Origin of the sequence: Methylobacterium nodulans ORS 2060, assembly GCF_000022085.1 — a bacterium.
Taxonomy (GTDB): domain Bacteria; phylum Pseudomonadota; class Alphaproteobacteria; order Rhizobiales; family Beijerinckiaceae; genus Methylobacterium; species Methylobacterium nodulans.
In genome coordinates this window covers 868,114-892,270 of sequence record NC_011894.1, presented here as the reverse complement: position 1 = coordinate 892,270, position 24,157 = coordinate 868,114, and the positions used below count along the sequence as shown (strand labels likewise).

Sequence of the window (24,157 nt, the reverse complement as noted above, 5' to 3'; positions counted from 1 at the left end):
CCGACGCGGTGCCGCGACATCGGCCGTCAGGTACGGGATGAGCAGGGACGCGCCGCATTCGGCAGGCGAAGGACGACCATGAGAGACACCCGCGCGGAGCTGCTTGCCCAGGGCGAAATCCTCGTACGCAAACGTGGATATTCCGGCTTCAGCTATGCCGATCTGTCCCAGGTCATCGGCATCAGCAAGGCAAGCATCCATCATCATTTCCGGACCAAGGAGGATCTCGCGATCGCGCTCGTTGCGGCTTACGATCGGCGGTACGATGAAGCCCTGGCGCGGATCCGGGCAGAGACGCAGGACGGCGTCACGCGCATCGAGGCGTATGGGCACCTTTACTTGAACGGGCTGGAGCAGGGGCTGGGCTGCCTGTGCGCCGCTTTGGCCGTGGAGCAGGATACCTTGCCGGATGCGCTCCGGGCGGCCGTGGCGCGCTTCTTCGACAAGCACGTGGCATGGCTGGTTCGGGTTATTGCCGACGGCATCGCGAACGGCAGCATCCGCGCCGACGCCGATCCGGAGGCTCACGCCCGCATGGTCGTCGCGATGCTCGAAGGCGCACTCCTGATGGAGCGGCTTCTCGCCGGTCCGCATGGCTTCACCGCTGCACTGAAGGCGGTGACGGACACGCTCCGGCCCGCTCCGACCGGCAGGCAATGAGGGGGCCCTGCTTCGTCTGAGCGAAGCAGGGCTGGCTCGATGCGGCTCGGATCAGGACGCACCCTTGGTGAAGGCGTCGAAGGCGCGGGCGGTGTAGACGAGCGCCGCTCCCGTGTTGAGGGCGATCGCGACGCCGAGAGCATCGACGATCTCCTCCTTCGAAGCGCCGGCCTTGCGGGCGGCTTCGCTGTGCACGGCGATGCAGCCATCGCAGCGCGTCGTCACGGCGACCGCGAGGGCGATCAACTCGCGGGTCTTGGCGTCGAGCTTCGGCTCTCTCGGGGCCGCAGACGCGATGTGGTCGTGAGCGGCGATCAGGTCCGGGCTGATCTGGCCGATCTCCTTGAGGGTCGACATCAAATTCGACCGATAGGTGCTCCAGTCGTTCAACATCGGGTCGTTCCTCCAGCATGAGGTCTCGGGCGAGCGTCGATTCCCCCACCGACGCATCCTACCAACTAGTTGGTAGGACAAGATGCTCAATTGCGCAACCCCGGCGCGCGACGTCCGCCTGTGATCGGCGTCCCACGCGCCGCGCCCCGTCCCAGGGTCGGAGCATCCGCCGAGCGGAGCTCGGTTGCATTTTCTAGACGATCGGTCTATTAATCCGGAATGGCAAACCAAGCAGCTGATGCGCCCCTGCCGCGCACGCGTGGCAGGCCGCCCAAGACGGCACCCGGATACGGCCCGACCCGGGAGGCGCTGGTTCGCGCGGGCATGGCGGCTCTGTCCGAGAAGGGCTATTCGGCGACTGGCCTCGACGAAGTTCTGCGCAGCGTGAGCGTGCCGAAAGGCTCGTTCTATCACTACTTCCCGAGCAAGGATGCTTTCGGCGCGGAGCTGATCGATGCCTACGCCGCCTACTTCGCTCGCAAGCTCGACCGATGGTTCCTTGATGAGGGCGCTGCACCGCTCCAGCGCCTGAGAAACTTTGTGGCCGACGCGTGCGCCGGCATGGAACGGTACGATTTCCGGCGCGGCTGCGTGGTCGGCAATCTCGGCCAGGAGATGAGCGCGCTGCCGGAGGCGTTTCGCAGTCGCCTGCACGGCGTTCTCCTCGACTGGCAGGCGCGCACGGCCCGCTGCCTCGAGCAGGCGAGGGCAGCGGGTGAGATCGCGGCGGACGCCGATTGCGAGGCGCTCGCAGCCTTTTTCTGGATCGGCTGGGAGGGCGCGGTGCTGCGCGCCAAGCTCGAACGGAGCTCTGCCCCCCTCGTTCTCTTCGCCGACACCTTCCTGGCCGGCCTCACGCGCTGACCGCCCCGTTCGTGGAGGAGATAGATGTTCAAGGCGATCCTGATCGAGAAGGACGAGGCCGGCTACCGCGCCGGCCTGCGAGAGATCGACGAGGGGCAATTGCCGGAGGGCGACGTGACCGTGGACGTCGCCTACTCGACGCTGAACTACAAGGACGGGCTCGCCATCACCGGGAAAGGGCCGGTGGTGCGCAAGTTTCCGATGGTGCCGGGCATCGACATCGCCGGCACCGTGCGGGAGTCGCGCCACCCCGACTACCGGTCCGGCGATCGCGTCATCCTCAACGGCTGGGGCGTCGGCGAGACGCATTGGGGCGGGCTGGCGCAGGTCGCGCGTCTCAAGGGTGACTGGCTGGTGCCGTTGCCGGAGGCTTTCACGCCGCGCCAGGCCATGGCGATCGGCACGGCCGGCTACACCGCCATGCTCTGTGTGATCGCGCTCGAGCGCCACGGCGTGACCCCGGACAAAGGCGAGATCGTGGTCACGGGCGCGGCCGGCGGCGTCGGCAGCACGGCCGTCGCCCTGCTGTCGGGCCTCGGCTACACCGTCGTGGCGGTGAGCGGGCGACCCGAGGAGGCGGCCTATCTGCGCAACCTCGGCGCGGCCGAGGTTCTCGACCGTGCCGGCTTCTCGGAGCCGGGCAAGCCGCTCGGCAAGGAGCGCTGGGCGGGCGCCGTCGACGTGGCCGGCAGCCATACGCTCGCCAATATCTGTGCCACGGCCAAGTACCGCGGCGTCGTCACGGCCTGCGGCCTGGCCCAGGGCATGAGCCTGCCGGCCACCGTGGCGCCGTTCATCCTGCGCGGCGTCACCCTGGTCGGCATCGACAGCGTGATGTGTCCACGGCCTGAGCGGCTGGAGGCCTGGAGGCGCCTCGCCCGCGATCTCGATCCGGCGAAACTCGATGCGATGACGGGCGAGATCGGTCTGTCCGAGGTCGTCGCGACCGCCGAGCGCCTGATGGCCGGACAGGTGCGCGGCCGCATCACGGTCGACGTCAATCGATAGGCGACCGGCCGAGGGTCCGGTCGCCGCCGGGCCGCCAGGAGAGACCTGCGGGTCTGCAATCCTCGACCTTTGTTCGACCATTGCGTCGTACTCAATCGAAGCAATCAAGTTTTCGTCCGACATGAAAACGTGATGCATCTCAAGTTCGGCCAACCAGATAAATAACTGGGCCGATTATATGGAGGAACGACCATGCGAGGAATTTTTGTGCTCGCGATGCTGGTCGGCAGCCTGTCTGCTGCGCGGTCCGAGGATCTTCCGATCTTCCGCATCGGGGTGATGAACGATCAGTCTGGCCTCTATTCCGATATTGCGGGCCCGGGATCGGTTGTCGCAGCAAGGATGGCAGTCGAGGATTTCAATCCTGAAAGCCGGGGCTTCAGGGTCGAAGTCATCGCCGCCGACCATCAGAACAAGCCGGATGTCGGTGCGGCCATCGCCCGCAAGTGGTTCGACGTGGATCGCGTCGATGCCATCGTGGACGTTCCGACATCCTCGGTCGCGCTCGCCGTCTCCGCGGTCTCGGCCGAGAAGAACAAGGCCTTCCTGATCACGAGCGCGGGCACCTCCGACCTGACCGGGACCGCTTGTACCCGCAACAACGTCCATTGGACCTACGACACCTGGGCGCTCGCCAACAGCACCGGGCGGGCCGTCGTCAAGCAGGGCGGGAAATCCTGGTATTTCATCACGGCGGACTACGCCTTCGGGCATGCGCTCGAACGTGACGCCTCGGAAGCCGTGAAGAACAACGGCGGCAAGATCCTCGGACACGCGCTCGCGCCATTCCAGAGCGGTGATTTCTCCTCCTTCGTGCTGCAGGCGCAGGGGAGCAGAGCCCAGGTCGTTGCGTTCGCGAATTCCGGTGGCGACACGATCAACTCGATCAAGCAGGCCGCGGAATTCGGCCTCAAGGAGTCCGGCCAGAGGCTCGTCAGCCTGCTCGCCTTCATCTCCGACGTACACGCCATCGGCCTGCAGACCGCACAGGGGCTGATGCTCACGGAGGCGTTCTACTGGGACCTGAACGAGGGCACGCGCGCCTGGACCCAGCGCTTCGCGCCGCGCAACAGCGGCCGCTACCCGACGATGAACCAGGCCGGCACCTACGCGGCCGTCCTCCACTGGATGAAGGCCATCGACGCGCTCGACAAGACGAAGGCGCGCGACGGAGGCGCCGTCGTGACGCAGATGAAGGCCATGCCGACCGACGACCCGCTCTTCGGCAAGGGATCGATCCGGGCGGATGGGCGCACCATCCACGATCTGTACCTGTTCGAGGTGAAGGGCCCGGGCGAGTCCAAGGCTCCGTACGACTACTACAAACTCATCGACACCATCCCGGGCGATCAGGCCTTCCGGCCCCTCGCCGAGGGGCGCTGCCCCTTCGCCTTGAACTGAGGCGGGGGCCTTGTGTGCCGAGCGTGGCCGGCACCGCCATGTCGAACCACGCCGGACCGGAGCATTTTCGAAGAAGGGCAGGCCGGTCCGTTGCAGATGATGCGGCGAGATCAAGCAGAGCGAGAGCCGGATCCGGTCCACCGGGACGGATCCGCCTCCAAAGAGAAGAAATCGGAGGAAACGGCGTGAGCTACGACACTCTCCTCTACGAAACATTCGACGGCGTCGGCCGGATCACACTCAACCGGCCGGGACGCACGAATGCGATCAGCGCCACGATGCTGTCCGAACTCGACGCGCTCATGGACGCGATCGAGCGGGACGATGCCGTCCGGGCCGTGATCGTCCGGGGCGCGGGCGAGGCCTTCTCGTCGGGCTTCGACCTCAAGGACCAGATGGAGCTGAAGCCCTCCGGCGTGGCGCAATGGCGCGATATCCTGCGCAAGGACTTCGACGTCCCGATGCGGTTCTGGCATTGCCCGAAGCCGACCATCGCGGCCGTGCGCGGCCCCTGCCTCGCGGGCGCCTGTGAGCTCGCCCTGGCCTGCGACATGACCATCGCGGCGCAGGACGCCTTCTTCGGCGAGCCGGAGCTGAAGTTCGGGGCCGGCATCGTGGTGATGATCCTTCCCTGGATCGTCGGGCCCAAGGTCGCGAAGGAGATCATCCTGACCGGGCAGGACAGGATCAGCGCCGCGCGGGCTTACGAGATCGGCATGATCAATCGGGTCGTTCCCCCTGAGGAGCTCGACGCGGCCGCCCTGCGGCTCGCCCGACACGTCGCGGCCATCGATCCGGTTCTGGTCAAGGAAACCAAGCGGGCGCTCAACCGGTCGATCGAGATCCGCGGCATGCTCGAGGGCCTTGAGGCCGCGCTCGACATCGATCTGCTCATCGAGGGGCAGGGCTCGCCCGACAAGAAGGCTTTCTTCGAGGTCGCCCGGGCGCAGGGCCTCAAGGCGGCGCTCGCTTGGCGCGACGCTCGCTTCCCCGGAGAGGCGTCATGACGGCAGCGCTTGCAGAACGGTTGATGGCGTGGCTGCGCAACTCTCGCGCGGACCTGCGCGAGACGGCCGGCCCCGGCGCGGCGCCGGCCGACATCGCCGCTTTCGCCGAGTCGGTGCGCGACCGTCTCCGGTCGGCAGGCGTGCAGCCGCACGAACCTGTTCAGTTGACCATTGCAAACCGGGCGACCGACATCGGCGTGATGCTGGGAATCTGGCTGGCTGGCGCCGTCGCCGTGCCGATCCACCATGCGGCCTCCCCGACGACCCGCGAGGCCATCGGGCGGGCCACGGGCGCACGCTTTCAACTCGATGGCCTGACGATCACCAGGCTTGCCGATCACGCACCGCGGCCGCGCGACCTTCTCGCATCCGCGGCGCTGATCGTGTTCACCTCGGGAACGACAGGCGTCCCGAAGGGGGTCGTCCTCGGCCACGACGCGCTCGCGGGAAAGATCGAAGCGCTCGATCGCCTCCTGTCGTTCCGGCAGGACGATGTCGTGGTGATGCCGCTGCAGCTGATCTTCATTTTCGGCATCTGGGTCAGCCTGCTGGCGATCCGGTCGGGGGCGACTCTCGTCCTCGTGCAGAAGTTCTCGCCCGAGACCGTGGAGGACCTGCTCGCGCACGAGGCCACAATTCTCGCGGCGGTGCCATCGATGCTTCGCGTCATGGCTGCGCGCGCGCTGCCGCGGGCGGCCCGGCTGCGGATGGTGTTGACCGGCGGCGAGAGCCTCGGACCGGCCCTCAAGGAGACGCTCGATGACGCTTGGCCGGACGCAGGTGTGTTCGATCTCTACGGATCGACCGAGACGGGCTCGTGCGATTTCTGCCTGCCTCCCTGGCGCGAAACCGGCGCAGGCACCATCGGCTACCCGACGGAGAACGTCGCCTTCCGGATCGTCCGTGATGACGGAACGGTCGCAGCCATCGGCGAGACCGGAGAGCTGCAGATCCGCACGCCCTACGGGATGCTCGGCTACCTCGACAATCCGGCGATGACATCGGCCGCCTTCGATGGCGACCACTATCGTTCGGGCGATCTCGCGCGGCTTCGCCCGGACGGCTGCACGGAACTCGTCGGCAGGCTGAAGGAAATCGTGTCCCGCGGCGGGAACAAGATCTCTCCCATGGAGATCGAGACCGTGCTGTGCCGCCATCAGGATGTCGCGGCGGCGCTCTGCGCGGGCGTTCCCGATGCGCGCTACGGCGAGGCCATCCACGCGGTGGTCGTCCCGAAGCCGGGCACCTGCCTGACGCCCGACGCGCTGAAGCGCTGGGCGGGCACGCAGATGGAGCGCTTCAAGGTCCCGGACGTCGTGGTTTTCAGCGAGACCTTGCCGGTCGGCCCCACGGGGAAGGCGAGCCGGGCCGGCGTCCGGCAGCTCACGGCATCGTTGTCGGGGTGAGCCGCAATCCGGCTGCCGAGTCCTCGGCAGCCTGCGGTCCCTCGACCCCGGATCCTGCCGGGGATTCCGCTCCACGCCCGACTGGTTTCTGGCTCGGATGACCTGCTCTGCCACCTGCGCGGCTGGCTTTGCGGCGTGTCCGGCCTCGTCCGAGGAGAGGCTCCATGACCGACCCGAATCCGAGGCCCTCCGCCTGGGCCCTGACCCCGCAGACCACGGTCGTGAACGAGCGCGGCGGGCTCTGCCAGGACGGAACCGCCCCGACCTGCACCGTGCCGTTGAAGAGGCCCTGAGCCGTGGCGGCGACGACCCCTCTCTCCGACGGCGCCGCGCTGGCCGGGGCTGCTTCCGGCCGGCGGATGCTGGCTCTCGTCTGCGCGGCCCTGGTCCTGTCGATGACGACCTGGTTCTCGGCCACCGCCGTCACCGCGCCGCTCGCCGCGAGCTTCGGCCTCGACGAGGCCCAAGCCTCCTGGCTCACCAACGCCGTGCAGATCGGCTTCGTGGTCGGGGCGCTCGGACTCAGCATCTCGGGTCTGGTCGACCGCGCGCCGTTGCACCGGATCATGGCTGCCAGCGCCGGACTGGCCGCCCTGGCCAACCTGGCCCTGCTCTGGGCGCCGGGGCCGGCGAGCGCCCTGCTCGCGCGTTTCGTCACCGGCCTCGCTCTTGCCGGCATCTACCCGCCGGCCCTGAAACTGATCGCGACCTGGTACCGGCGCGGCCGTGGCCTCGCGCTCGGCGCGGTCATCGGGGCGCTGACCCTCGGCTCGGCGCTTCCGCATCTGCTGCGGGCGCTGGCCTCCGGGCTGGACTGGCGCACGGTGGTTGCGAGTGCCTCCGCCCTCACCCTGGCGGGTGCGCTCCTCCTCGGTGGTTTCGCGACCGAGGGGCCGTATGCCTTCGCCCGGATGCCATTCAGGGCTCGGCAGATCGGAGTTGTCCTGCGCGACCGCGGCCTCTTCCTGACGAATCTCGGCTATTTCGGGCATATGTGGGAGCTCTACGCGATGTGGAGCTGGTTCCTCGCCTTCGCGGCCCATGCCCTGCCCCGGAGCGGACTGACGGATCCGAAGCTCCCGTCCCTGGCGACCTTCGGGGTCGTCGCGATCGGCGTGGTGGGATGTCTCCTCGGGGGCGTGCTGGCCGACCGCATCGGGCGCACCGCCACCACGGCCGGGATGATGGCGGTGTCTGGGGCTTGCGCTTTCCTGATCGGCTTCACCTTCGATGGGCCGGCCTGGCTGTTTCTCCTGATCGGCGCGGTCTGGGGCATCAGCGTGGTCGGCGATTCCGCTCAGTTCTCCGCGATGGCCACCGAGATCGGCGATCCCCGTCTCGTGGGCACGGCACTCGCCCTGCAACTCGGGATCGGCTTCGCCCTGACGGTCGTCGCCATCCGTGTCCTGCCGCTCGCCGTGGATGCGATCGGGTGGCAGTGGAGCTTCCTCATGCTGGTGCCCGGCCCGATCATCGGCGTCGCGGCCATGCTTCTGCTGCGGCGAAGACCCGAGGCCGAGAGGATCGGCGGGGGCTTGCGATGACATTCCTGGATTCCCCGCCCCTTTCCCGGACGACTGCAGCGCCAGCGGAAGGAGATCCGGGATCCAGCAGAAGAAGTCGCGAAGCGACCGCCCTGCGCAACGGTGCCGGAAGCCGGAGCCGCTACGCGGCAAGTCTCGTGCTGGGTCCGGGGTCGCATTCCGCTGACGCTGCATGCGCCCGGGACAGGGGAGAGCGGGCGACGGGAGGCCGGGTGAGCCGATCATCAGGAGCCCGTCTCGGCGCGGCGGGAGCTGCCGGCAGAGGGTCGGCCTAATGCGGTGCGGGGCGTTCGCCATGACAGGCCGGCGCCCCGCCGCTCTCCAGGCTCCTGATGATCGGGCAGTCCGGCCGCCCATCGCCCTCACAGGCATCGGCCAGGGTGCGCAGGCTGTCGGCCATCTCCTGCAGCTGGCGCGCGCGCTCCTCCAGCTCGTTGATGTGGGTCAGTGCAATCGCCTTCACCTCGGCGTTACTCCGGTCCTGATCGCTCCACAATTCCAGCAGGAGCCGGATGCGTTCGATCGAAAACCCCAGGTCGCGGGCCCGGCGGATAAACCCCAGGCGGTGCAGGTCGGCCGGGCCGTAGGCGCGGTAGCCGCTCTCGCGGCGGCCGGCCGGCGGCACCAGGCCGATGCTCTCGTAGTAGCGGATCATCTTCGCCGACACGCCCGAGGCCTGCGCCGCCTGCCCGATGTTCATCGTTCCCTGCTCCCCTGTTGACCTTCCCATGATGGGAGGGTGCAGGCTGCCTGGCAAGAGGATCACGACAGGACCCCGGCGATGACCAACCGCGCACCCCTTGCCGAATCTGGAACCGGCCACGCGCAGAGTGCCCACAGCTGCTGCGGCGGACCGGACAAGCCCGCCGCGTCAGCTCCGGCGGCGCACAGCCATGCCCATCACGGGCACGATCATCCTGCGCCTGACCAGCACGGCGGGGCGGCGAGCAAAGCGGGCGGCGCGATCAAGGACCCAGTCTGCGGCATGAGTGTCGACCCGCACACGGCCAAGCACCGGGCCCAGCACAACGGGCACCCGTATTATTTCTGCTCGGCGGGCTGCCGGGCGAAGTTCGAGGCCGATCCGGCCCGCTACCTCGACCCGGCGAGTGCCGCGGCCAAGGCCGAGCCGGTGCCCGAGGGCACGATCTACACCTGCCCGATGCACCCCGAGGTGCGCCAGGTCGGCCCGGGCGCCTGCCCGATCTGCGGCATGGCCCTGGAGCCGGTACTGGTCGGTGCCGAGACGGGCCCGAGCGAAGAACTGGTCGACATGACCCGGCGGTTCTGGACCGGCCTGGTGCTGACCCTGCCGGTCTTTGCGCTGGAAATGGGCGGTCACCTGACCGGCCTGGTCGACCGCCTGGGCCAGCAGAATTCCAATTGGCTGCAGCTGGTGCTCGCCACCCCGGTGGTGCTGTGGGGCGGCCGGCCGTTCTTCGAACGGGCCTGGGCGTCGGTGAAGAGCCGCAACCTCAACATGTTCACGCTAATCGCCATGGGCACCGGCGTGGCTTGGCTCTACAGCGCGGTCGCCACCGTGGCGCCGGGGATCTTCCCGGCCGCGCTGCGCGGCCATGACGGTGCCGTGCCGGCCTATTTCGAGGCCGCGGCGGTGATCACCGTGCTGGTGCTGCTCGGCCAGGTGCTCGAGTTGCGCGCCCGGGAGAGCACCAGCGGGGCAATCCGCGCCCTGCTCGACTTGGCGCCGAAGTCTGCGCGCCGCATTAGGCCCGACGGTTCAGAAGAGGAGGTGCAGCTCGACGCCGTCCAGGTCGGCGACCGCCTGCGCGTGCGCCCCGGCGAGAAGGTCCCGGCCGACGGCACCGTGGTCGAGGGCCGCTCGTCGGTGGACGAGGCGCTCGTCACCGGTGAAGCCATGCCGGTGAGCAAGGACGTCGGTGCGGCGGTGATCGGCGGCACGCTCAACCGGAGCGGCGCGCTGGTGATCGAGGCCAGGAAGGTCGGCCGCGACACCATGCTGGCGCGCATCGTCCAGCTGGTCGCCGAGGCCCAGCGCAGCCGCGCGCCGATCCAGCGCCTGGCCGATCGGGTCTCGGGCTGGTTCGTGCCGGTGGTCATCGGCATCGCCGTGCTGGCCTTCGTCGCCTGGTTCGCCTTCGGTCCCGAGCCGCGCTTCACCTACGGCCTGCTGGCGGCGGTCGCGGTGCTGATCATCGCCTGCCCGTGCGCGCTCGGGCTGGCCACGCCGATGTCGATCATGGTCGGCGTCGGCCGCGGCGCTCAAGGAGGCGTGCTGATCAAGAACGCCGAGGCGCTGGAGCGGATGGAGAAGGTCACCACGCTGGTGGTCGACAAGACCGGCACTCTCACCGAGGGCAAGCCGGCGGTGACCCGGGTGGTGTCGGCCGAGGGCTTTTCCGAGCCGGAGATCCTGCGGCTGGCCGCCAGTGTCGAGCGGGTGAGCGAGCACCCGCTGGCCGTGGCGATCGTCGCCGCGGCCGAGCAGCAGGGCCTCGCCCTGGCCTCGGTCGGCGATTTCGACAGCCCGACCGGCAAGGGGGTGCTGGGCACCGTCGAGGGCCGGCGCATCCGCCTCGGCAATGCGCAATTCCTGGCGGAGGAGGGCATCGGCACGGGGCCGCTCGACGCGCCGGCCGAGGCGCTGCGCCAGGACGGCGCCACGGCCATCTTCATGAGCGTGGACGGCCGGGTTGTCGGGGTGATCGCGATCGCCGATCCGATCAAGGCCACCACGCCGGAGGCGCTGAAGGCGCTGCGCGCCGACGGCATCCGGATCGTGATGCTGACCGGCGACAACCGCACCACGGCTCAGGCCGTCGCGCGCAGGCTCGGCCTCGACGAGGTCGAGGCCGAGGTCCTGCCCGACCAGAAGAGCGCCGTCGTCAAAGCCCACCAGGCCCAGGGGCAGGTGGTCGCGATGGCCGGCGACGGCGTCAACGACGCCCCGGCGCTCGCTGCGGCGGATGTCGGCATCGCGATGGGCAGCGGCACGGACGTGGCAATCGAGAGCGCCGGCATCACTCTGCTCAAGGGCGATCTGACCGGGATCGTGCGGGCACGGCGGCTGTCGCGCGCCACGATGAGCAACATCCGCCAGAACCTGTTCTTCGCGTTCATCTACAACGCGGCCGGCGTGCCGGTGGCGGCCGGGGTGCTCTACCCGGTCCTGGGGATCCTGCTCTCGCCGGTCATCGCGGCGGCCGCGATGGCGCTCTCGTCGGTGAGCGTGATCGGCAATGCCCTGCGTCTGCGCAGTCTGGACATCTAGAGCCGTGCCCGTTGGTTGAAACGGCCACGGCTCCCAAGTCTTTGACTTTTCGCGCTCCCTTGCGCCGAACCGTGGGACATTTCGGTGAATGATGCTGAGAGTCTGTCGGGCCCTTCGAGAAGCGCCTGACAGACTCTCGGTCTGTGATGTGTCGGATGTCCGGACGGAGAAAAGGTGCCGGAGAACCGGTGTCCTCTTCTCCTGGACGTACTCTAGAGCACGAAATCGGAGGGTTTCAGCGGAATGGCGCCGGCGAGCTCCACGGCGAAATCGGCGACCTTGTCCCCGGTGATGTCCGCCTGGATCAGGGTCGAGCCGGCCGCGGTGGTGCCATAGCGCAACTCCCCCGCCCGGCCATCGAACGCGCCCGTGCCGAGCCAGGTGAAGGCCTCGTTCGCCGGCGTGCCGTCGACCGCATCGATCGCCGCCAGATCCAGCTGATCCTGCCCCTGCGTGAAATCGGTGAGGTAGTCCCGGCTCTGCGGCAGGCTGTCGGTGATCGTCTCATAAACCAGGCGGTCGCGCCCGGCCCCCGTCGCGATGATGTCCTTGCCCGCGCCGCCGAGAATCGTGTCGTCGCCATCCCCGGCCTTGATCGAGTCGCCGCCCGCGCCGCCCTGGATCAGGTCGGCCTGCGCGCTGCCCGTCAGCACATCCGCCCCGTCGGTGCCCGTCAGCGTGTTCACCGGCACCGCCGCCGTGCCGATCCCCAGGATGAAATCCGCCGCCGTGAAACTGTGCTGGCCCGAGAACTCGATCTCGAAATCCGCCGTCATGTCGCCGTCGCGGTCGAGCTCGACCATCGTGGTGCCGGTCGCGGTCGCCACGGCGCGCAGTTCCCAGGGGTTGCCGTCGAAGCGCCGCTCGCCGAGCCAGGTCCAGGACGACGCCTCCTGCGGCGCGCCCGGCAGGTCGACCAGCCGGATCTTGTCCGCGCCAGGCACGAAGTCGCTGATCAGGTCGCGGCCGTCCGTCCAGGCCCGGTACAGGAAGCTGTCCGCTCCCGCATCGCCATACAGGTAGTCGCGCCCGGCGCCGCCCTCGATGACGTCGCCGCCGCCGCCGGCCGAGATCCAGTCCTGCCCGTCGCCGCCCTGGATGAAGTCGCGCCCGGCGCTGCCCAGGAGCGCGTCGTTCTGGGCACTGCCCACCTGCCGGGTGGTGCCGTCGGTCAGGGCCGCGAGCGTCGGACCGGTCGAGGCGGTGCCCGCCCGCGGCGGGATCCCGAACCTGTCGTGGTTGCCCGCATAGACGAGGTCGCCGGGCCGGTCGCTGAAGAACAGGTTGCCCCACTGCCCCTCGTCCACGACGTTGCCCGTGACACTCACGCCCGCGACGTTGCCGGCATCCGCCCCCGTGTCGGTGACCGAGACCGTGTAGCTGCCGCCGAGCAGCACGTTGTTGCGCACCGTCACGTTCGAGACGTCGCCCTTCTCGGCGGTGATGCGCAGGGCATTGTTGGTCTGCACCTTGGCGTCCGCCGCCGAGCGCCAGTCGAGCAGGTTGCCCTCGATCGTGATCGGGCCGGTGGACTTGCCGATCCAGATCCCGTCGGCATGCGCCCCGGTCTGGTAGCCGCCGCCCGCGATGTAGTTGCCGGCCACGCGCCCGGATTCGAGATAGAGCGCGTCGCTCGGCGCATTGAGGAAGGCGTTGTTGGTGAGGGTGGTGTTGAGGCCCTGCGCCACCACGAAGTCGTTGTAGTACTTGTCGAGCTTGAGCCCGTCGAAGGTGGAGTGGTCGATGGTGAGGTTCGCGTAGCCCGGGTAGCCCACCACCGCCGCCGCCCCGACCGCGGCGTCGAACAGGGAGTTCCTGATGGTGACGTCGTTTGCCTGAACGAAGACCGTGGTGCCGCGGAAGTCGATGTTGTCGAGGGTGACGCCGGCTTGGTAGATCACGACGGTGTTGAGCGCCTTGTTGTAGTAGACGCCGTCGGCGGCGCCGAGCGTGGCGGCCGATCGCGGCGGCGTGTCGCGCGCGATATAGCCCACCGGCGCGTCGATGCCCGGGATGGGCGCGACGTCGGGATTGGCGGCCCGCAGCGCCGCATAGTAATCCGTGTCCGACAAAGCCATTCTCATACTCCGCTATTCGGCGCGGCGATTGCATCATCCCGCGCGGGCACGAAGGATGAATCCTTCCTTTCAGGCTTATATTTTGATAGATTCTTACTGAGTTTGGGAGCGTTCAGTCGCTCCGGCCAGCAGCGAATGCATGGCGTTGCCTGCGATGAGGCAGTCGTTTGGCCCGAACAACGCGGTGGCGTGGAGGTTTGTTCCGTCCGGTAAGGATTATTGTCTTCGTAGATGATGCTGAACTCGTCATGCGGCTTCGGAAAAGGCGTGCCGGCAACACATCTGCGCTCGACGAACGGCTCCGCATCGGTTCAGAGGCCCGTCCAAGGTGCTTGCCCGGTTCCGCGCGCCGCCACGGCTCGATCGGACCGAATCAGCCGTCGATCCGCTCCGGCACTTCGTCCAGCCCGCACGCCCAGCGCGGCATCGGTTCGCCTCACCAAGGTCGGTACTCCGTCCAGACAACGCCCGCAATTGGGCTGTAATACTAGGGCGTCAGGGAAAGACGATATGTGGTAATGTGGCAGGAGTATGAATGATGATTTGTGGGTATGAGAAAAGAAATACGGTGCTAAAATCATGATTGATATCTGATAGTACAATAGATGTGCATGTGTCGGTCTCATCGCGGGAGTTTGTGTCTGGCTGGTCGCAGGTATTCCATTCTGATCGTAGGCGGCAATAGATCATTTGCCGATCCTTGCTTGATTTCGTGCCTGCAAAGTGAGAATCTAATATGGCCGTCCGCAGATGGCAGGCGGAAGAGGATTGTTCTTGCGAGGTTTCAGAGCCCGTTGGGAAAGAGCTATTTCATAGTGAACTTCCCGAATGGGATAGGGCCGTGGTCGCCCAGTCCCCGCTGCAACTGGAAGCAGTGGCGCCAATGTCAGCCACTCTTCATTCGTCATACGCAGGGATAACTTTGATCGCGGCGGTCATATTGCGGCCTATTTTCAGTGGTCCAGACCACGGAAGAGCCATCGATTCATTCAAGAAGGGCAGACATCCTCTAGCATCTCGGATTTTCTCTTGGTCACCCTTTCCCAACGGACTCTCAGACTGGTATAACATATATTTAATTTCATGATAAAGCATTTGACATGCCCATCAAAGGTATGATCTGGTCGTATAAGAGAGAATCTCAGATCAATTCGGAGATTAATAATGCGCGTAAAATACTTATTGTTCTAAGTTTTAGTAGAAACTGAGTATATGTTTTACGTAAATTTATTGATTTCATCGCACGAGGCTCTGATTGCGAATTTCATAATTCAATATAAAGATAGAGAAAAATAAAAAGAATTGCTTTGCTCATGACAGGGGCAGCAATATCACAGGAGGATCTTATGGCGACCGATGAGGAACGGCTCGAACGCGTCCAGCGACGGCTGACTCCAGCAGTTCGGCAGGCGATCGAGAAAGCCATCGCGCTCGACCGGTTGCCGGCGCCGCTCCGATCCGTGATCGCGCAGCCCGCCCTGGAACGCCTCCGCCCGAGCGACCGCATGGCGCCAGAAAGCCTCGGCCCTGCGGCTGCCCCGCGGGGACGCTCCGGCCCGGCCTCCCCGCTCGCCGCCATACCGATCGCGGGTCTCGAAGCCATCGTGCAGCGGACGGGCCGCCCGCCCCTCCTCGTCCGCGACGATCGCGTGGTCATGGAGGACCTGCCCGACTTTCCCGAGGGCACTGATGGGCTGATCCGCGAGGTCGAGGGCCGGATCCCGTCGGTCGGCCGCATCGAGTTCATCAACCACGCGATGACCTGGGGCGGCACCGGCTGGGTCGTGCGCGAGACGGGCGGCCGGTCCCTGGTGATCACCAACCGCCACGTCGCCGCCCTGGTGGCGAAGCGCAAGGCCGATGGCCGGGCGATCTTCATGCGCAGCCCGTTCGGCCAGCCCTACAGGGCCTCGATCGACTTCCTGGCCGAGGCGGAAAGGCTGGAGGACGCGACCCGAACCGCGCGGCTGACGGAGGTCGTCTACCTCGCCGACGATGCGGCCGCGGACGTCGCTCTCCTGCGGGTCGAGGCAACCGGTTTTCCGCTTCCCGGTCCGCTCGACCTGCATGACGGGCCGGTCCATCGGAACGACCTCGTGGCGGTCATCGGCTATCCGGCCTTCGATTCCCGCAACGATGCGGACGACCAAGCCCGCTACTTCCGTGATCTCTACGACGTCAAGCGCTTCGCACCCGGCTTCGTGATGCAGGAGCCGGAAGCCGGAGCGGTCTTCTCGCATGACTGCACCACCCTGGGCGGGAATTCGGGCTCGCCGCTGATCCGCCTCACGGATGGCAAGGCGGTCGGCCTGCACTTCCAGGGCCTCTACGGCAGGAACAACTCCGCTGTCGGTGCAGCCACGGTCGCGGCTCTGCTCCGCGGCGAGAGGCCCGTCGCCGTCCTCCTGCCCGAGACGCTCGAGGAGAGGGCGGACGGGCACCATCCGGCCGAGCATTTCCGCGGCCGCGCCGGATTCGACCCGCACTTCCTCGGCGACGCGCTCCCCACGCCCTGGCCCGTCCTGCCGGCCGAGACCGTGGCCGACCTCGCCGCCCCGAGCGATGCGCCCCCCGAGCCGAACGAGCTGCGCTACACCCATTTCGGCGTGAAGTACTGCGCGCGCCGCAAGGTGCCGGTGGTCACGGCCGTCAACATCGACGGCGGCCGCTCGGTCCGCATCAAGCGCGGCGCCGACCAGTGGTTCACCGACGGGCGCATCCCGCGTGAGATCCAGCTCGGCCAGGCCAACTTCGCCGACAGCGCCATCGATCGCGGCCATATGGTCCGCCGCGAGGACCCCAACTGGGGGGAGGACGCCGAGGCACGCCTCGCCAACGGCGACACGTTCCATTACGTCAACGCCGCCGCCCAGCATGCCAGCCTCAACCAGGGCAAGACCCTGTGGCAGGGCCTGGAGAACTACATCCTCGAGAGCACCCGCACTCACGGCCTGAGGGCCTGCGTGTTCACCGGCCCGGTGCTGCGCGGTCCCGACGAGGAGGACGAGACCGTCATCGACAGGGCCGTGGTTCCCCTCGAGTTCTGGAAGCTCGTGGTGACGCTCGACGCCGAGGACCAGGGTCTCCACGCCACCGCCTACCTGCTCAGCCAGGGCGAGCTGATCCGCCGGCTCCTGGAGAAGCGGTCGCGCCGCGAGGGCCTCGAGGGCTTCACGCTCGGCGCCTACCGCACCTTCCAGCTCGCCGTCTCCGACCTCGCCGAGGCGACCGGCTACGACCTCTCGGCTTACGTGGATGCCGATCCGCTGCGGAAGTTCGAGGCCGCCCGCGAGGCGCTGGCGAGCAAGGAGCCCGTCTTTCTGCCGGTCGAGGTCCCGACCGACATTCGCCTCTGATACCAACGGGCCTTGAAAAGGACCGTTGGTTCCGTTCTCGAATTTTCGCCAAGTCTTTGGCTTGGCATCGGGAATTCGAGACAGGTCAACGGCCCGCTGCGTCAGCAGCCTGGGCCGTTGGCATGATCTTCTCGCGCATCCGACCGGCCTCTCCACATCCAGCCTCGAGGTACGCCGATGGGTCTTCTCGCGGATTTGATCGCGCGGCTCTCCGGTGAAGCCGCCAAGGATTACGGCCACCGTTACGTCGGGCCCGCGACCGACCCGATCGTGCCGGACGAGGATTACGTTCGCGTCTGGCTGCGCAGCGCGCGCATCACGGATGTGCGGCGCTGGACGCAGAAATTCTACCCCACCGTCCACGCCCGCTTCGTCCATGCCGACCCGGTGACCGGCATCCGCGAGGTCATGTCGGTCATCTCGCCGAGCAAGACCTTCCAGGAGCTCGATTCCCGCCACCTCGACCGGTTCATCACCGTGAACCAGTCGCTGCTCGGCCCGATCCCCTATCGGGGCGAGCTCACGAGCGAGATCGCCCTGTTCTCGGTTGCGGCCGACGATCTCGCCAAGCCCTATCTCGACCTCCTGTCGGAGCTGACCGCCTCGGCGGCCGGCTCGTACCTGGCGGCGGTGGAGCCGCTGATCGCCCCCCTGCGGCGCGGCGCCGAGGTCCTGCTGCTCGATTCCAGCCGGGCCGAGCTCGAGATCGGACTGGCCCGGACCGATACCGGGCTGACCGCCGGCAACATCGTGGTCGCCCGCACCGAGAAGGGCGGCCCGGGCCTGAACGGGCTCACCATCGACAAGGACGATTTCCGCCTGCTCGACGGCAGCGGGCGGCCGGTCGCCGATTTCCCCTACATGGTGATCGGCATCGAGCGCCTGCGCGCGCGTGCGGATTTTCGCAATATCCCGGAGATCCGCGCCGGCTGGAAGCGCATCTGGGATGCCGCCCAGCGGGGCGACGAGGCGGATACCGTGCTCACCGAATTCCGCACCCTGATGCGGACGATCCGGTTCAGCCCGGACCTCGTGCAGCGCGACCGGACGCGCGTGATCGGCGTGCTGGCCGAGGAACTGCGCCAGGCCGGATACTCCCTCGACGGCATCCCGGGCCTGCCGCCGGCCGCCGGCGCGCAAGGCCCGGCCGTCGCGGCCGCCGAGGTGCCGGTGCCCCCGCGGCTCCCCGAGAGCATTGCGGCAGCCTCGGCCTGGAACCCGGCGGCGGGCCGCATCCCGCTCGCCGAGGCGCGCCGCATGATCATGGACCCGAGCGTTCCCGAACCAGTGGTGCGCCAGCTCCTGATTCCCGACCCGGCCGCATCGCGCCCCTTCGCCCCTGCGGTCAAGTTCAATCCGGCCGTGGTGGCGATCGAAACGCCGCAGATCGGCCTCGAAGGCATCCAGCTGATGAGCTGGGCCAACGAGCTCGCCGAATGGCGCCGGCAGAATGCCTTCCTCCGCCGCATCGATGGCGACGATCCGCGCCCCGTGCTGGTCTCGGTCGGCGACAGCTGGTTCCAGTTTCCGGTCTTCCTCGACGACGTGATCGATCAGCTCGGGGCGGCCTACTCGATCTGGAGCCTCGACGCCGCCGGCGACACGCTGGACAACATGATCCTGCGCCAGAAGCGCCACATCGCCGGGCTGGAGCGCTGGAAGGACCGGGCCAGGGCTCTGCTGGTCTCTGGCAGCGGCAACGACATCGTGGGCGAGGATCCGGACGGCATCTCGGTGCTGACCAAGATCCTGAAGCCGTTCTCTCCGGGCAAGGAGCCCGCATGGTATCTCGATACCGGTGAGTTCGCCCGGCGCCTCGGCGCCCTGCGGGCCTGCTTCGACGGCCTGTTCGCCGAGGTCGCGCAGAAATTTCCCGGGCTCCCGGTGATCTGCCACGGCTACGACCACGCCATCCCGGCGCGCGCTGGCGATCCGCGTCATCCGCTCTGGGCGCGGCAGGACCAATGGCTGACCGGCCCGATGTCGGACCGGCTCGGCATCCGCGATCCCGACCTGCGCCAGGCGATCGTGCGCCTGCTGATCGACCGGCTGAACGAGATGCTGATCGGCTTGTGCGGCGGCAATCGCGGCGGGACCCACGCCAATGCCTGGCACGTGGATGTGCGCGGCACGGTGAGCGGGCGCTGGGCCGACGAGCTGCACCCGACCGACGAGGGCTTTGCGGCGGTCGGGCGGCTGTTCGGGGCGGTCCTGCACGAGGCGATCGGTGCGGGGGAGGGGGCCGGGCCGGAGGCCGTGTCAGCGGCGGCGCCCGCCGCCCTTGAGGCCGTGTTCCGCGAGCGGGCCGAGACGGAGTCCGAGGCGCCGGACCTGATGGAACTCGCCGAGGCCGGGCTGCCGAAGATCTCGGAGCGCGCCTTCACCCTCATCGTCGAGCATGAGACCGGCGGCCGGCGCTACTACGAGACCGTCTACCGCAAGCAGCCGGTCTGGCCCGCCGGCAATTCCGGCATCACCATCGGCTTCGGCTACGACCTCGGCTACGTCACGCCGGCGGAGTTCGACCGCGACTGGGCCGCCCTGCCGGGCGCCGTCCGGGCGCGCCTCGCGGAGACGATCGGTCGTCACGGCGGCAGCGACTCGGACGCGGAGATGCGGGCGCTGCTCGCGAGCGTGAGAGACATCCAGATCGAGTGGGAACTCGGCGAGGCGGTGTTCCGCGCCGCGACCTTGCCGAAATTCACCCGCGCCACCGTGGCGGCTCTCGGCAACACCGCGGAGCTTGCGCCCGACTGCTTCGGGGCGCTGGTGTCCCTCACGTTCAACCGCGGCGCCAGCTACCGCAAGGCGCGGGATCCGAACGATCCCAAGGACCGCTACCGCGAGATGCGCGGCATCCGTGCCGCCATGGCGGAACGCCGCTTTGCCGATGTTCCGGCGCTGATCCGCCTGATGAAGCGCATCTGGCGCGGTACCTCCATCGAGGCCGAGATGCTGCGCCGGCGGGAGGACGAGGCGGTTCTGTTCGAGGCGGGCCTTGCCGGAATGGAGGGGGGTGGGGTTCCCACCGCCTGAATAGAATTGGGATTGGCTTCGGCATGAGCGCTTCGCCGACCGGGCGGATCTTCGCCCACTCCGCCCCGGGCAGATCATTCGACGAGTGGGAGACCTTGGGGGAGCATGCCGCGCAAGTCGGCTGCACCGCCGCGCGATACGCTGCGCCGTTCGGCTTCGGACCGGCCGCCGGCCTGGCCGCCGTCCGCGGGCCGAACCATGCCTATGCGGGCGCGCTCCTTCGCGCTCGATCACGTGCCAGACAGGCCGAACGAGACGGATGTCCTTGAGCACTACGCGAGCTTCGACTGAGACGCGAAGCTGACCGCGCACGGCGCTCCCGGTGAGGACGGGCATGGATCAAGCCCGTGCGAACGCCTTGAGCGTGCAGCCGAGAACTGGGGCATTTTGAACCTTGCCGCTGCGTCGCCGAAGTATACTTGAATCCAGATTGGCGGTTTCCGTAGAAATTTTTTTCAGAGAAACGCAATGCCTTGTTGACGCTGTTCATAACGCACGCTAGTTTGGCTTTATGTCACATTATCCGGTATTTCTTGAAGTCGCTGGGCCTCTCGCGATGTTCGCGCGCCCGGATGCGGGCGGAACGCCGACGAGCTATCCCGCCCCGACTTGTTCTGCCGCAAAATCTATCTTCGAATCGATCGCAATGTTGCGGAGCGGTGATGCCTGGATTAGACCGAAGCGTGTCGAGATCTGCAAGAAGAAAGGCGAATCCGGTGGGTCGATTCGGTATCAGCGTTACACAACAAATTACGGCGGTCCGCTGCGCAAGGCAGATCTTGTCGGCAAGCGTGCCGGAATGCAGCTGTTCGCAACCGTGCTCGCGGACGTGTGTTTTCGCCTCTATGGCGAAATCGATGGCAAGCCGGCCCGCGCCGGAGTGAACCCTCGCCATCACCTTCAAGATCTGTTCAATCGCCGCATCGCACGAGGCCAGTGTTTCCGCACGCCCTCGCTGGGATGGCGTGAATTCACCTGCTCCTACTGGGGGCCGTTCCGACCAGAGTACGAGGTGGATGAGGATATAGAAGACTTCATTCCCTCAATGCTGCTGAAAACTTGGGACAAGCCGCGCGACGGCGCCTACGAGCCGATTTTCGCGCAGAACGTCTCGATCGTGCGTGGGGTGCTCGATTATGCTGAATGAGCTTCTGCTGATCAAGCGCGGTCTGACGCAAAACGGCTTCGATCTGTCCGAAATTCATGCCGATATCAAGGACGTCGGCAAGGATACTCCGCTGCGCGTCAGGCTTGCCACCAACGGGGCAATCGCCCGCATCGCGATGACCGAGAGAGGACAGGCGGTGCTCTGGACGTTGCGCGACGGCCAGCACAACAGCTTTCCGTTCACAAAGCTCGGTCGTCCCCTCCTGGCGCTGCCGGACGAGGAGAGGCCCACCGAGGCGGCCTGGAGGAAGATGACAGCGGGGGCGAAGCGGACCGAACTCCTACGGCTGATCGCAGCCCACCCGCTTAATGCCACTTGGATGCCGACTTGGCCGGGGACAGGTTTGCGCAAGCGCCTCCGTGAGCGGCTCGACCAGCTCACCGTCCTGGCCGCTACCGACAGCGCTGCCGTTCCGGCCACGTTCGAGCGCTTCCTCAAGGCTCTCGACCGAACCACGCCCATTCTCATCGATCTCGCCGATCACCTCGTCCGCGAGATCGAGGAAAGCGAGGCCTGGATCACGATCGCCCGAAGCCTCCTGCTCGAAGGAGGATCCCTCTACTTCGACGTAGATGACGATGATTTTGACAGAGATGCCGGAGATTCCAGGAACAAGGGCCCCATCAGCTCGGCACTGTCCGGCGACGGAACGGGTGGCATGACCGGCCGCTGCTCGCTCACGGGCGCCATCACACGTCTGCACGAGGGCAATTTTCCACAACCCAATCTGCCCTCCCTCGGCCAGACCTACCTCTTCGCCAAGAACAAGGAGATCCCCGCGGCCCATCGCTACGGGCGGTTCGCGGCCGGTGCCTTTCCGGTCGGGTCTCAACTTCTGAAGCGCCTCGGCGGCAGTCTGAGCGAGATCACCGAGAGTTCGCGGAAGGGGATCACCTGGCAGCTCATCCCGAGCGAAAAGCCGAAGCAGAGCGACCTTCTCCTGGCGTTTCTCCCCGGCGACCTGACTTTGCCGATCGCCGGCGTTGTTGCCTCCGAAACCCCGGATTTGGCCGAGCAAGCCGTTGAGGCTTTGAACAGGCGCCGCATCGCCTACGAAACGAACAGCCAACGCGCGCTCGCGGATCTCGACGGACGCGTCCGGCACCGGAGCGCGGTCGATGGCGTCCAGTTGTGCATCATCCGCAAGCTCGACCCGGCCAATCGGAAGGCGATCTTCTCCCGCCTCGTCACGGTGGAGGCGCTGCATGCACATGCGCTCCGCTGGCGTGACGGCTGCATCAATCATCCGCCCCTCGCCATGCTCGTGCCCGGGCCGAAAGGCGAGAAGGCGAGACGGGCACCGCCGCCGCCGATTGCGCCTGCCGATATTCCCGCGATGACGCGCAAGCAGTTCGTCGATGGCGGCCGGCGGACGAGCGACCTAAGCGGTGTGGGTGCGGCCGAGGTCTTCGCGCTGTTTCTGGAGGAAGGCGACGTCAGGCAGCGCGCCCGCATGGTGCTGCGCACGGTGCTTCAGCGCCACGGCAGCTTGCTTGCCGCTGCTCCTCACGCGCTGCGGCGGAGCCTCGAAGACGCCAAGGATTACGACCGGGCCGCGGCGCTCCGGTCCGTCACGCTGCTCAGCATTCTGCTGCACAAGGCCGACCGGCCCAAGGAGAGCTACATGACCGACGCCGCATTCAAGCTCGGCCAACTGCTCGCCGCTGCCGATGTGGTGCATGTCGGTTACTGCGCCGACCTGCGCGGCGGCAACGTGCCCCCCGTTCTCCTGGGGAACGCGGTGCTCAGCATGGCGCAATCGAAGCCCAACAGGGCGTTGGCAGTGCTGTGCGGCCGCTGGAAGCCGTACGGCGCCTGGGCCAAGGGCGGTACGGCCTGGAGACGGGCCGCGGAACTCAATGGGAAGGGCGAAACCTCCCGTGCCATCGCCATCAGAACGGCGATCGGGCAGGCGAGGCAGGTATCGGATCTCAGCAGCGATCTCAGCGCGGCGCTTCCGGACAAACCGGCACCGGACAGGGCGGACGTGTTCCGCGCCGAACTCCTCCTCGGCTATCTCGCAGGCTTGCCGCGGAAGGAAGAACAGGGCGCAGGCGCTCAATCAGGTGGGAAAGACGGGGGCAACGCCAGTGACTGACTTCAACCGTGGTTCGGGACTGCTGATCATCGAGGTAAAGAACTCGAACCCGAATGGCGACCCGGACGCAGAGAGCGAGCCGCGCACGCTCGACACGGACGGCCGTGGGCTGATCTCCCCAGTGTCGTTCAAGCGCAAGCTCCGCGACCTTGCGGCCGAGAAATCAGGTCCGGTCTGGGCTGCCGCGTCGTCGAGCCTGATGCTCGGCGCAAACGGGCGCGGCTTCGATATCCTTGAGGCCCGCGGCCGCGACCGCAAAAGCATCGCCGCGTTGGACATCGAGGCGATGAAGAACAAGTTCTGGGACGGCCGCCTTTTCGGCAATACGTTCATCGAGGAGGGCGACAAAGGCAAGTTCATCACGACCGGAGCGGTCCAGTTCGGGCCTGGCATCAGCGTCGCGCCGATCGAGGTTACCCGGCTAACGCTGACGAACAAGGCCGGCGTCGAGGGCGACAAGGACAGGGGCATGGCGCCGCTCGCGTGGCGGGCGGTCGTCCACGCCGTCTACGTGATGCCCTTCTTCGTCAACCCGACCGCCGCGCAGCGCAGCGGGTGCGATGAAAGGGATATCGATCTTCTCAAGTTTCTCATTCCGCATGCCTACCCGCACACCGCTTCCGCCATCCAACCCTTCGTCGAGATGCTCCACGCATGGTACGCCGAGCACAAGAGCCCGCTCGGATCCTGCCCCGACTCCCTGATCATCAACGCGATGACGCCCAGGCGCAAAGGCGATCCGAACGAGCCTTCGCGCAGCATCGAGGACTACGACATTCCGACCGAACTGCCGCCGGAGATCAGGTCGCGGCTGGCCTCTTTCGAGGACCTCTGCACCAAGAGCTGGGGCTGAGGCCATGTCGCATGGGGCTGAGCCGCTGGCGC

18 protein-coding genes are annotated in these 24,157 nt (G+C 67.1%); 15 read left to right on the top strand and 3 right to left on the bottom strand.

The features are described 5' to 3' along the window. Positions 1 to 78 precede the first annotated feature (78 nt). Complete coding sequence (locus MNOD_RS03935) at positions 79 to 660, top strand: TetR/AcrR family transcriptional regulator (RefSeq protein WP_015927545.1); 582 nt, start codon at positions 79 to 81, stop codon at positions 658 to 660. Between the two features lie 51 nt (positions 661 to 711). Here MNOD_RS03935 and MNOD_RS03930 read toward each other — a convergent pair whose 3' ends face one another. Continuing rightward, entirely contained in the window at positions 712 to 1,053 is a 342-nt protein-coding gene (locus tag MNOD_RS03930; RefSeq protein WP_015927544.1) for a carboxymuconolactone decarboxylase family protein, read from the bottom strand. Positions 1,054 to 1,272: 219 nt separating this feature from the next. On the opposite strand from MNOD_RS03930, the gene acuR reads away from it, so the two are divergent. The 7 genes from acuR to MNOD_RS03900 all read left to right on the top strand — a co-directional run bounded on the left by acuR (position 1,273) and on the right by MNOD_RS03900 (position 8,283). Continuing rightward, complete coding sequence (acuR, locus tag MNOD_RS03925) at positions 1,273 to 1,917, top strand: acrylate utilization transcriptional regulator AcuR (RefSeq protein WP_015927543.1); 645 nt, start codon at positions 1,273 to 1,275, stop codon at positions 1,915 to 1,917. 24 nt (positions 1,918 to 1,941) lie between these two features. Beyond that, positions 1,942 to 2,925: an acrylyl-CoA reductase (NADPH) gene (acuI, locus tag MNOD_RS03920; protein ID WP_015927542.1), complete on the top strand. Its 984-nt coding sequence runs from the start codon at positions 1,942 to 1,944 to the stop codon at positions 2,923 to 2,925. A 192-nt stretch (positions 2,926 to 3,117) separates the two neighbouring features. Continuing rightward, complete coding sequence (locus tag MNOD_RS03915) at positions 3,118 to 4,326, top strand: ABC transporter substrate-binding protein (protein ID WP_015927541.1); 1,209 nt, start codon at positions 3,118 to 3,120, stop codon at positions 4,324 to 4,326. Positions 4,327 to 4,511: 185 nt separating this feature from the next. After that, complete coding sequence (locus tag MNOD_RS03910; RefSeq protein ID WP_015927540.1) at positions 4,512 to 5,333, top strand: enoyl-CoA hydratase/isomerase family protein; 822 nt, start codon at positions 4,512 to 4,514, stop codon at positions 5,331 to 5,333. Next, positions 5,330 to 6,739: a class I adenylate-forming enzyme family protein gene (locus MNOD_RS03905; protein WP_015927539.1), complete on the top strand. Its 1,410-nt coding sequence runs from the start codon at positions 5,330 to 5,332 to the stop codon at positions 6,737 to 6,739. Before MNOD_RS03910 ends, MNOD_RS03905 begins: the two co-directional genes overlap by 4 nt. Before the next feature lie 164 nt (positions 6,740 to 6,903). After that, entirely contained in the window at positions 6,904 to 7,032 is a 129-nt protein-coding gene (locus tag MNOD_RS49875; RefSeq protein WP_015927538.1) for a hypothetical protein, read from the top strand. A 3-nt stretch (positions 7,033 to 7,035) separates the two neighbouring features. Next, positions 7,036 to 8,283: an MFS transporter gene (locus MNOD_RS03900; RefSeq protein WP_015927537.1), complete on the top strand. Its 1,248-nt coding sequence runs from the start codon at positions 7,036 to 7,038 to the stop codon at positions 8,281 to 8,283. Positions 8,284 to 8,554: 271 nt separating this feature from the next. Here MNOD_RS03900 and cueR read toward each other — a convergent pair whose 3' ends face one another. Further along, positions 8,555 to 8,983, bottom strand: a complete 429-nt coding sequence (gene cueR / locus MNOD_RS03895; protein ID WP_015927536.1) for a Cu(I)-responsive transcriptional regulator — start codon at positions 8,981 to 8,983, stop codon at positions 8,555 to 8,557. A gap of 81 nt (positions 8,984 to 9,064) precedes the next feature. On the opposite strand from cueR, the gene MNOD_RS03890 reads away from it, so the two are divergent. After that, positions 9,065 to 11,536, top strand: a complete 2,472-nt coding sequence (locus tag MNOD_RS03890) for a heavy metal translocating P-type ATPase (RefSeq protein ID WP_015927535.1) — start codon at positions 9,065 to 9,067, stop codon at positions 11,534 to 11,536. Between the two features lie 212 nt (positions 11,537 to 11,748). Here the strand turns inward: MNOD_RS03890 and MNOD_RS03885 are convergent, their stop codons facing one another. Continuing rightward, entirely contained in the window at positions 11,749 to 13,614 is a 1,866-nt protein-coding gene (locus MNOD_RS03885; protein WP_015927534.1) for a M10 family metallopeptidase C-terminal domain-containing protein, read from the bottom strand. A gap of 1,346 nt (positions 13,615 to 14,960) precedes the next feature. Between MNOD_RS03885 and MNOD_RS47900 the strand changes: the two genes are divergently transcribed. From MNOD_RS47900 to MNOD_RS03865, 6 genes are all read left to right on the top strand, one after another. Next, positions 14,961 to 16,970 carry a DNA/RNA non-specific endonuclease gene (locus MNOD_RS47900; RefSeq protein ID WP_015927533.1) on the top strand — a complete coding sequence of 670 codons (2,010 nt, stop codon included), beginning with the start codon at positions 14,961 to 14,963 and terminating at the stop codon, positions 16,968 to 16,970. Positions 16,971 to 17,147: 177 nt separating this feature from the next. Next, complete coding sequence (locus MNOD_RS41225; protein WP_015927532.1) at positions 17,148 to 20,006, top strand: lysozyme family protein; 2,859 nt, start codon at positions 17,148 to 17,150, stop codon at positions 20,004 to 20,006. A 105-nt stretch (positions 20,007 to 20,111) separates the two neighbouring features. Next, positions 20,112 to 20,297 carry a hypothetical protein gene (locus tag MNOD_RS46035; RefSeq protein WP_157091374.1) on the top strand — a complete coding sequence of 62 codons (186 nt, stop codon included), beginning with the start codon at positions 20,112 to 20,114 and terminating at the stop codon, positions 20,295 to 20,297. A gap of 265 nt (positions 20,298 to 20,562) precedes the next feature. Then, a complete protein-coding gene (locus MNOD_RS46030; protein ID WP_198157578.1) occupies positions 20,563 to 21,153 on the top strand; it encodes a Cas5 family CRISPR-associated protein in 591 nt (196 codons plus the stop codon). Continuing rightward, on the top strand, positions 21,143 to 23,272 hold the full coding sequence (locus MNOD_RS47895) for a hypothetical protein (RefSeq protein WP_015927530.1): 2,130 nt from the start codon (positions 21,143 to 21,145) through the stop codon (positions 23,270 to 23,272). Before MNOD_RS46030 ends, MNOD_RS47895 begins: the two co-directional genes overlap by 11 nt. Next, entirely contained in the window at positions 23,241 to 24,125 is an 885-nt protein-coding gene (locus tag MNOD_RS03865) for a type I CRISPR-associated protein Cas7 (RefSeq protein ID WP_198157577.1), read from the top strand. The genes MNOD_RS47895 and MNOD_RS03865 overlap by 32 nt, the downstream gene beginning before the upstream one ends. The last annotated feature ends 32 nt before the right edge of the window (positions 24,126 to 24,157 follow it).